At 34.5% G+C, this 10695-nt stretch carries 6 protein-coding genes and 1 pseudogene; all 7 read left to right on the top strand.

Features of this window, described 5'->3' with window-relative positions; translation table 11 throughout:
* The coding region (gene nifJ, locus PHC28_RS10515; RefSeq protein ID WP_300099762.1) for a pyruvate:ferredoxin (flavodoxin) oxidoreductase at positions 1–2926 on the top strand (2926 nt) is incomplete at its 5' end.
* Between the two features lie 268 nt (positions 2927–3194).
* A pseudogene (locus tag PHC28_RS10510) lies at positions 3195–4809 on the top strand (CTP synthase).
* A 43-nt stretch (positions 4810–4852) separates the two neighbouring features.
* Positions 4853–6754, top strand: coding sequence for a membrane protein insertase YidC (gene yidC, locus PHC28_RS10505; protein ID WP_300099760.1), 1902 nt, complete (start codon positions 4853–4855; stop codon positions 6752–6754).
* Positions 6755–6836: 82 nt separating this feature from the next.
* A complete protein-coding gene (locus PHC28_RS10500) occupies positions 6837–7553 on the top strand; it encodes a hypothetical protein (protein WP_300099757.1) in 717 nt (238 codons plus the stop codon).
* Positions 7554–7625: 72 nt separating this feature from the next.
* A complete protein-coding gene (mnmA, locus tag PHC28_RS10495; RefSeq protein ID WP_300099754.1) occupies positions 7626–8813 on the top strand; it encodes a tRNA 2-thiouridine(34) synthase MnmA in 1188 nt (395 codons plus the stop codon).
* Positions 8814–8838: 25 nt separating this feature from the next.
* The gene (locus PHC28_RS10490; RefSeq protein WP_300099751.1) at positions 8839–10464 is read left to right on the top strand and encodes a S8 family serine peptidase; all 1626 of its coding nucleotides are present in this window, start codon (positions 8839–8841) and stop codon (positions 10462–10464) included.
* 14 nt (positions 10465–10478) lie between these two features.
* On the top strand, positions 10479–10695 hold a 217-nt coding region (locus PHC28_RS10485), incomplete at its 3' end, for a nitronate monooxygenase (RefSeq protein ID WP_300099749.1).

The following is a 10695-nucleotide window of genomic DNA, read 5'->3' as shown; positions in this document are numbered from 1 at the left end:
GGAACACAGACAAAGATCTTTAGACCCTGATCGCCCAGTTTTAAGAGGTACTACTCAAAATCCTGATGTTTTCTTCCAAGCAAGAGAAGCTGCCAATTTATTTCACGACAGAGTTCCAGCAGTAGTTCAAGATGTTATGGACGAATTCTATGAGCAAACAGGTCGTAGATATAATTTGTTTGATTATATAGGTCATCCAGAAGCCGAAAGAGTAATTATTATTATGGGTTCTGCTGAAGGTCCTGTAAAAGAAGCTCTTGAAGTGATGTTAGCTGATGGAGAAAAAGTAGGGGTTATTTTAGTTCGTTTATTCAAACCTTTCGCAATTGATGCTTTTGTAAATGTACTACCAAAAACAGTTCAGAAAATTGCTGTAATGGACAGAACTAAAGAGCCAGGAAGCGTTGGTGATCCACTTTATTTAGACATTGTTACTGCGCTTGTTGAAAGCGGGAGAGAAATGCCAATCGTGGTTGGAGGTCGTTACGGATTGTCATCAAAAGAGTTTACACCAGCAATGGTCAAAGGAATTTATGACGAATTGTCGAATAAAAAACCTAAAAATCACTTTACCATTGGTATCAATGATGACGTGACTTTTAGAAGTTTATATTATGATAATTCTTTCGATAGTAAAGGAAAATCAATTAGCTGTATGTTCTACGGTTTAGGATCTGATGGTACTGTTGGAGCGAATAAAAACTCTATCAAAATCATTGGTGAAACTACCGATAATTATGTTCAAGGTTATTTTGTTTATGACTCTAAAAAAGCGGGAGCTCAAACTATTTCACACTTGCGTTTTGGTCCAGACCCAATTAATTCGACTTATCTAATTGACAAAGCTGATTTTATTGCCAGTCATAAATTCAATTTTATTGAAAAATTCAATATGATTGCCGACTTGAAACACGGTGGTACTTTCTTATTAAATTCGCCTTATTCTAAAGATGAAATTTGGAATAGATTACCTATCCAAATTCAAAATGGAATCATTGATAAACAAGTTAAGTTTTATGTAATTGACGCAACAAAAGTAGCTTTTGAAGCCAGTCTTGGAAAAAGAGCCAATACCATTTTGCAAACATGTTTCTTTGCCATTTCTGGAATTTTACCTAAAGAAGAAGCTATCGAAAAAATTAAAAAAGCCATTGTAAAATCCTACTCTCATAAAGGAGAAAAAGTGGTAAAAATGAATTTCAATGCCGTTGATAAAGCATTAGAAAATTTACATCAAGTAGATTATCCAAAAGTAGCTTCTAGCGAAAAACAATTAGCATCAGCAATGCGAAATGCTCCTGATGGTTTTGTTACCGATGTGTTAGAAAAAATATTAGCAGGTTTTGGAGACGAACTTCCAGTAAGTGCTTTCACAGTAGATGGAACTTTCCCTACAGGAACTTCACAATACGAAAAAAGTGGAATTGCCGATTTTATTCCAGTTTGGGACGACGAAAACTTATGTACACAATGTAATAAATGTATCGCCATTTGTCCTCACGCTGCCATTCGATCTAAAGTAGTTCCTAATGAAGACTTAGCTCAATTCCCAGGTTCTTTAAAAAGTGTGGCTGCAATAGGAAGACCATTTGATAAAGAAAAAGAATCTTATGTATTGCAAGTTTCACCAGAAGATTGTACAGGTTGCGACCTTTGTGTGGCGGTTTGTCCAGCAATAAGCAAAGAAAAAGAAAACTTCAAGGCTATTAATATGCACAAGAAAATTGAAGTTGATGTAGAAGAAAATGTAAACTGGGATCACTTTGTTGAATTACCATATTATGACAGAACCGCATTGCAAATCACTAATGTGAAAGGATCTCAATTCTTAGAACCATTATTCGAATTCTCAGGAGCTTGTTCTGGTTGTGGAGAAACACCTTATATTAAGATGGTTACACAATTGTATGGAGACAGTATGTTGATTGCTAATGCTACAGGATGTTCTTCTATTTATGGTGGAAATTTACCAACAACACCTTATAAAACCAATGAATTTGGTAGAGGTCCAGCTTGGGCAAATTCACTTTTCGAAGATAATGCTGAGTTTGGATTAGGTCTAAAATTGGGATTGTCTAAAAAACAAGAAATTGCTGTTGGATTACTAGTTTCATTGAAATCAGTTGTTGGAGAAGAATTAGTGGACGCAATTCTAAACAATGGCGAAGAAACTGAAGCTTTGAAAAACGAGAAATTTGCTCAAATTGATGCACTTAAAAAAATATTGTCAAACATTGGAGACAATGAAGACGCTAAAAAATTAAGTCAATTAACAGAGTATCTTCGTAAAAAAGCAGTTTGGATCTTTGGTGGAGATGGTTGGGCTTATGACATCGGATACGGTGGAGTAGATCACGTGTTGTCAACTGGAGAAGATATTAATATTTTAGTATTGGATACTGAGGTGTATTCCAACACTGGAGGTCAAGCTTCTAAATCAACTCCTTTGGGAGCAAGTGCTAAGTTTACAATTGGTGGTAAAAAAACAGGTAAAAAATCACTAGCACTTCAAGCTATTTCTTACGGAAATGTTTATGTTGCTCAAATTGCAATGGGAGCTAAAGATTTGCAATCGCTTAGAGCCATTGAAGAAGCAGCGGCTTATCCTGGACCATCATTGATTATTGCTTATTCTCATTGTGGTGAACACGGTTATGAATTGAAAAATGCCATTTCACAACAAGAAAAAGCAATCGATTCAGGTTACTGGCCATTATTTAGATTTGACCCTTCACAAGAAAAAGGCAAGAAATTTAGATTAGATTCTAAAGCACCAACTATTCCTTTGAGCGACTTTATGTATAATGAATCTCGTTTCAATAGAGTTGTGAAAGATAATGCTGAATTAGGAGCTGCATTACTTACTCAAGCTCAAAGTGAAGTTGATTCTAAATGGGAAAGACTAGAGCTTTATAGGGATTTGTAGATTATTTATTAATTTCAATACTGTTTTATTACGCATTAAAATTGTTTAATTGTAAAGCCTACTCAGGATTTAAATCTTGAGTAGGCTTTTTTATTTGTCATTTTATCTCAAAAAAAGGATTCATTTCATTTGTGCCAATAAAATCAAAATTATCTCAATTCCAAATTAGTTTTTTCTCAATTTATAATTGTATTTTTGCATCGTTTTTGCAAACTATTCGCTTGCAATTCCAACAAACAACAACAACAACAACTACAACAACAATAAAATGAATCAAACGAAATATATTTTTGTCACAGGCGGAGTTACGTCTTCTTTAGGGAAGGGGATTATTGCGGCTTCATTGGCAAAATTATTGCAGGCGAGAGGATATCGAACGACCATCCAGAAGTTTGATCCGTATATTAATGTCGATCCAGGAACATTAAACCCCTACGAACACGGGGAATGTTACGTTACCGATGATGGTGCCGAAACCGATTTGGATTTAGGACATTACGAGCGTTTCTTAAATGTTCCAACTTCACAAGCCAACAATGTTACCACAGGAAGAATTTATCTTTCGGTTATCGAAAAAGAACGAAGAGGTGAATTTCTAGGAAAAACGGTTCAGGTTGTTCCTCATATTACCAATGAAATCAAGGATAGAATGCAATTGCTTGGCAAATCAGGCGATTTTGATATTGTCATTACTGAAATTGGTGGAACTGTCGGCGATATTGAATCTTTGCCTTATATAGAATCTGTTCGTCAGTTGGTATGGGAATTAGGAGAACACAATGGTTTGGTAATTCACTTGACTTTGGTCCCTTATTTGGCCGCAGCCGGAGAATTAAAAACAAAACCAACTCAGCATTCTGTAAAAACTTTGATGGAAAGCGGAATCAAAGCCGATATTTTAGTTTGTAGAACAGAGCACGAAATTTCAGAAGAATTGCGCAATAAATTGGCTTTGTTTTGCAATGTCAAAAGAGAAGCTGTAATTCAATCCATCGATGCTTCAACAATTTATGAAGTGCCTGTTTTAATGCTTGAAGAAGGATTAGATGTTGTGGCTTTAAAGAAATTGGCTTTGCCAAAAAGAGCCGCTCCAGATTTAAGAAATTGGAATACTTTCTTGCATAGAATAAAACACCCAAAACATACTGTAAATATTGGTTTAATTGGAAAATATGTAGAATTGCAAGATTCATACAAATCCATTTTAGAAGCTTTTATTCACGCTGGTGCTTCCAATGAGACTAAAGTAAATGTAATTTCAATTCATTCTGAGTTTCTTGATGCTTCAGATGTTGCTGAGAAATTAGCTGGATTAGACGGAATTCTTGTTGCTCCAGGATTTGGAGAAAGAGGAATCGAAGGAAAAATTGAGGCCGTTCGTTATGCACGGGTCAATAAAATACCATTTTTCGGAATTTGTTTGGGAATGCAAATGGCAATAATCGAATATTCAAGAAATATTTTTGGGTTATGCCGATGCCAATTCGACCGAAATGAATCCTAATACCAAACATCCAGTTATTGACTTGATGGAAGAGCAAAAAACCATCACTGATAAAGGTGGAACAATGCGTCTTGGAGCTTGGAAATGTGATATAAAACCAGATACTTTGGCTTATAAAATATACGGACAAGCAACTATTTCTGAACGTCATCGTCATCGTTACGAATATAATAATCGCTATGTTAATGAATTAGAAAAAGCAGGATTGAAAGCTTCTGGAACAAATCCTGAAACAGGTTTGGTCGAAATTGTAGAATTAGAAGATCATCCTTTTTTCATAGGCGTACAATACCATCCTGAATATAAAAGTACTGTGGCAAATCCACATCCACTTTTTGTAAATTTTGTGGCTGCAACTGTGAAATCAAAGAAAAAATAATAAAGTTTTTAAACTTTAAACATAAACGTTTTTAATTAAAATAATGGAAGAAAAAAAATTAGACCTCAATTCGATTATAGGTTTCGTGTTGATTTTCGGAATCTTGCTTTGGATAATGTACAAAAACCAACCTTCTGAAGCAGCTATTACAGCCGAAAAAGCCAAGAAAGAGCAAGTTGCCAAAGAAAACAAAGCAAATAAAGTTGTTGTCAATCAAGAAGCTGCCACGCCAACTATTGTTGATGCTGGAGACACATTACAATTGGCTAAATTGCAAAAATCATTGGGAAATTTTGCTTATTCTGCAACATTGCCATCAGCAAAAGACACCGTTACTACTATCGAAAATGATTTAGTAAAACTTAAAATTGCTAATAAAGGAGGTTACATTGTAGAAGCTGTCTTGAAAAAATTTGAAAAGTTCAAGAAAGGTTCTGGGCAACTGGTAGAATTGATAAAAGACAATAATGCCAATTTGAATGTTCAATTATTGACAACTGATAACAGAACTTTAAATACAAAAGATTTGTTCTTCGAACCCACTTTGACAAAAGACGGTGAAAATCAAATTCTTTCGATGCGATTGAAATCGGGCACTAACGAATATTTGGAATACAAATATATCTTGAAACCAAACGATTATATGGTTGGTTTTGACATTCATTCTCAAGGTTTGAAAAGTGTTTTAAATGCTTCGAAACCTCTAAATATGGAATGGGATTTGAAATCCTATAGAAACGAAAAAAGCGTTGCTTACGAAAATCGTTATGCCGAGATTTATTACGAACACGAAGAAGGAAAAAGTAATTATGTAGGGCAAGGAAAAGAGAAAACGGAAAATATTACTGACGTTACTTATGTTGCTTTCAAACAACATTTCTTCTCATCTATTTTATTAACCGACGTACCTTTTAAAAATGCTGAATTGCACTCTGATAATTTGGTTAACGACGATAAAATTGACACCATTTATACAAAACAATTTAAAGCGATTATTCCGATAGCTTTCAAAAATGGAGAAATTGACCAAAAAATGAATTGGTATTATGGTCCAACGGATTATGCAATACTAAAGTCCTACGATAAGAATCTTCAAGATATTGTGCCATTGGGTTGGGGTATTTTTGGTTGGATAAATCGCCACGCATTTATACCGACTTATGGTTTCTTGAGTATGTTTATTGCTCCAGGATGGGCTATTATATTGTTTACAATATTGGTCAAACTAGTTATGTCTCCAGTTACTTATAAATCATTTTTGTCACAGGCCAAAATGAAAGTATTGAAACCAGAGATTGCTGAATTGGGAGAAAAATTCAAAAAAGACCCAATGAAAAAACAGCAAGAAACAATGAAGCTGTATAATAAAGCGGGAGTGAATCCGATGGCTGGCTGTTTACCCGGTTTATTGCAAATGCCAGTTTTTTATGCTTTATTTCAATTCTTTCCTTCGGCAATAAGTTTGAGACAAAAAGGATTCCTTTGGGCAGATGATTTATCTTCTTTTGACTCTGTTTATAAGTTGCCATTTCACGTTCCTGCTTATGGAGATCATATCAGTTTGTTTCCTATTTTGGCATCTATTGCGATTTTCTTTTATATGAAAATGACAACTGGTGACCAGCAAATGGCAGCTCCGCAACAAGAAGGAATGCCAGATATGGCAAAAATGATGAAATATATGATTTATATTTCTCCAGTAATGATGTTATTATTCTTTAATAGTTACGCATCTGGATTGAGTTTGTATTATTTTGTTTCCAATACAATTACGATAGGAATTATGCTTGTCATAAAAAATTATATTATTGACAGCGATAAAATTCACGCTCAAATTCAGGAGAATAAATTGAAAGAGCCGAAAAAACAAGGCAAATTTCAGCGTAAACTTCAGGAGGTAATGGAACAAGCCGAAGCTCAAAAAGCGAAGGACAAAAAGAAATAGTTTTATAAAAATCCCGATATTTCGGGATTTTTTATTGGAATAATTTTTGATAATTAAATTCGTTTAAAATAAAAAGACAATTATGGAAGCGTTTTATAAAAAAGGAATATTCGTTTTGATTTTATTGAATGTTTTTTGCATTCAAGCGCAAAATGATTTCAATAAATTAGACGAGAAAGGAAACAAAAATGGACTTTGGAAAGGGAATTATGCTGACACTAAAAATCCCAAATACGAAGGAACTTTTGAACACGGAAAAGAAGTTGGTGTTTTTACTTTCTTTGATAATACCAAAACTAAAAGGGTTATAGCTACTAGAGAATTTAATCCAAAGGATAATTCGGCTTATACGATTATGTATGATCAACTCAAGAATAAAGTGAGCGAAGGTAAAGTAGTCAATAAATTATACGAAGGTCAATGGAAATATTACCATAAAGCATCGCCAACTATTATGACCATTGAAAATTACAGCAATGGAAAGTTAGAAGGATTGCGTTCTGTATTTTATCCAAGTGGTAAAATAGCCGAAGAAATGACGTATAAAAAAGACTTGAAAAATGGTATTTGTAAAAGATACACTGAAAGCGGAATTGTAATTGAAGAATCCATTTATAAGAACAACGAATATGATGGATTAGCAATATTCCGAGATCCAGACGATGGAACTATTGTCTCAAAAGGGAAATTTGTCAATGGAAAAAAAATGGGAGTTTGGCAGTTTTTTAATAAAGGGAAATTGGTCAAAGAAATGAATATGAGTTTTCCACAAAGCACTTCAAAATCCAAAACCAATTAAGTTTTTCCATACTCAAATCCTGTCGTAAATCTTTGTAACTTTGCGCCTTGTAAAATTGTAATTATTTCTAAGATGAAACGTGTAGTTGTTGGGCTTTCTGGTGGTGTAGATTCAAGTGTTGCGGCTTATTTATTGCAGCAACAAGGCTATGAAGTCATCGGTCTTTTTATGAAAAATTGGCACGATGATTCGGTTACCATTTCTAACGAATGTCCTTGGCTGGAAGACAGCAACGATGCGCTTTTGGTTGCCGAAAAACTCGGAATTCCTTTTCAAACCGTTGATTTAAGCGAAGAATACAAAGAAAAAATCGTTGATTATATGTTCAACGAATATGAAAAAGGGCGAACTCCAAACCCCGATGTACTTTGTAACCGCGAAATAAAATTTGATGTTTTTATGAAAATCGCTTTAAGTCTTGGTGCTGATTATGTAGCAACAGGACATTATTGTCGAAAAGGCGAAATCGAAGTTAACGGCAAGAAAGTATATCAACTTTTGGCTGGAGCCGATACTAACAAAGACCAATCTTATTTTCTATGTCAATTATCACAAGATCAATTGGCTAAATCCTTGTTTCCAATAGGCGAATTAACAAAACCGGAAGTACGCAAAATTGCTTTAGAATTAGATTTAGTTACTGCCGAAAAAAGAGATTCTCAAGGTTTGTGTTTCATTGGAAAAGTTAGATTACCCGAATTTTTACAACAAAAATTACAAGCCAAAGAAGGGCAAATTATCCAAATAGACAAAGGCAATCCGGAATATTTTTATGAAAAAGCAGAAGGTCTTTCCGTTGAAGAAGAATTGATATTCGACTCAAGAAAAATTGCTTACAAACCAGAAATGGGAAAAGTAGTTGGCAAGCATCAAGGTGCTCATTACTTTACAATTGGACAACGGAAAGGGCTCAATGTGGGAGGAACAACCGATCCCTTATTTATTATTGCAACTGATGTTGTGACAAATACTATTTACACTGGATTGAGTAGTCAGCATCCTGGATTATTCAAAAAAGCATTGTTTATAGAAAAGTCCGAAGTACATTGGATTCGCACTGATTTGGCTTTGGCCAATGGAGAAACAATGGAAGTTATGGCAAGAATTCGCTATCGTCAACCATTGCAAAAAGCAACTTTGCATCAATTTGAAAACGGAATGTATGTTACTTTTGAAGAACCACAATCTGCCATAGCCGAAGGACAATTCGTGGCTTGGTATCAAAATGATGAATTAGTTGGTTCGGGAGTAATTTCGTAATTTGGTCTTTTTATTTTCAAAAAGTATGAAAAGGATATTTTTATTTCTATTTCTATTTTCTAGTATTGCTGGATTTTCGCAAGAAGATGCTTGGGTATATTTCAAAGACAAACCAGATGCTGCAACTTATTTTGCGACACCAACTTTAATGCTCACTCAAAGAGCTCTGGATAGACGAACTAATCAAGGAATTGCTCTAGATAATACAGACATTCCTGTTTACCAACCTTATATTGATGCTATTTCAGCATCTACTGGAATAACAGTTAAAGCTAAATCAAAATGGTTGAATTGTGTTCACGTTCGTGGCTCACAAGTTGATATTAATGCTTTAAAATTACTGACATCTGTAGTAGATCATATTGATTTTGCTAATCATTTGCTAAACACAGCTAAAATAAAACAGGTAAAATCTAAAACAAATCCAGTAAACAAAACCTTGAAAACTGGGGCAAATTTTAATTACGGCACTTCGACCAATCAAATTCAAATGCTAAACGGAATTCTTTTGCATCAATCTAATTATACGGGTTCTGGTAAAATAATTGCAGTTTTAGATGGTGGTTTTCCAGGAGTTGATACAGCCACGCCTTTTCAAAGATTAAGAGACAATAATCAAATTCTAGGTGGATATAATTACGTAACCAAAAGCAGCAATTTTTATTCCGGTGATTCTCACGGAACATCGGTTCTTTCCACGATGGGTGGTTTCATTGACGGACAATTGGTTGGGACGTCACCAGATGCACAGTATTATTTATATATAACAGAGGATGGTCCTACAGAAAATCCAGTTGAAGAATCGAATTGGGTTGAAGCTGCAGAAGAAGCCGATCGAGTAGGAGTTGATATTATATCCACTTCTTTGGGTTATTTTGGTTATGATAATCCCAGTTATAGTCACACTTATTCTGATATGACAGGAGATTCGGCATTTGCTTCGAAGGGTGCCAATATTGCTTTTAGTAAAGGAATTGTTGTTGTTGCAAGTGCTGGAAATGAAGGAGCAACTGTTGAACCACATGTTGGAATTCCTGCCGAAGCAATGAATGTAATTGCAGTTGGAGCTGTAAAAGCTGATGAAACTTATGCTTCGTTTAGTTCCATTGGACCAAGTTTTGATGGTCGAGTAAAACCAGATGTGATGGCTCAAGGCCAAAATCCTTATGTTTTTTATAATGGAACTATAAATAATATTGGAAGCGGAACATCCTATTCTTGCCCTATTTTAGCGGGAATGGTTGCTTGTTTATGGCAAGCAATGCCTACAAAAACGTCTCAGGAAATTAAACAATTAATACTTCAATCAGCAGATAATTATAATCCAATAGTAAAATCACGAACCCAATATGGTTATGGAATTCCTGATTTTAGTTTGGCTCTAGCTAATGGATTATCTGTAAATAGTTTGTCAAAAAATGATTTTGTGGTTTATCCAAATCCAACAATTGACTCCATTTCAATAGCTTTACCCGAAGGATTTGATTCGAACACATTTGTTATTTACAACGTTTTGGGACAAGAAATGGTTGAGAAAAAAATCACATCTCCATCCGCAACTATTTCATTGAAATCTTTGAATAGCGGAATGTATTTTTATAGAATAGAATCGAATGGTGTTGTAAAAAACGGGAAAATAATCAAACAGTAATTCTTACTATTTTAATGAACAAAATCACGAAACTTTTTAATATCAAATATCCAATTATTCAAGGAGGAATGATTTGGAATTCTGGCTATAAATTAGCAAGTGCAGTCAGTAATGCTGGTGGTTTGGGATTGATTGGTGCGGGTTCAATGTATCCTGAAGTTTTACGGGAACATATTCAAAAATGCAAAAAAGCTACTGATAAACCTTTTGGAGTAAACGTCCCGATGTTGT

The organism is Flavobacterium sp., assembly GCF_028712645.1.
Taxonomy (GTDB): Bacteria; Bacteroidota; Bacteroidia; order Flavobacteriales; family Flavobacteriaceae; genus Flavobacterium.
The sequence above is the reverse complement of the archived record's forward strand: the minus strand, read 5'-3'. Positions and strand labels throughout refer to the sequence as shown.

Excerpts from the sequence above, each read along its gene's own strand:
- yidC (WP_300099760.1), top strand. The coding sequence starts at position 4,853 with ATGGAAGAAAAAAAATTAGACCTCAATTCGATTATAGGTTTCGTGTTG.
- PHC28_RS10500 (WP_300099757.1), top strand. The coding sequence starts at position 6,837 with ATGGAAGCGTTTTATAAAAAAGGAATATTCGTTTTGATTTTATTGAAT.
- mnmA (WP_300099754.1), top strand. The coding sequence starts at position 7,626 with ATGAAACGTGTAGTTGTTGGGCTTTCTGGTGGTGTAGATTCAAGTGTT.
- PHC28_RS10490 (WP_300099751.1), top strand. The coding sequence starts at position 8,839 with ATGAAAAGGATATTTTTATTTCTATTTCTATTTTCTAGTATTGCTGGA.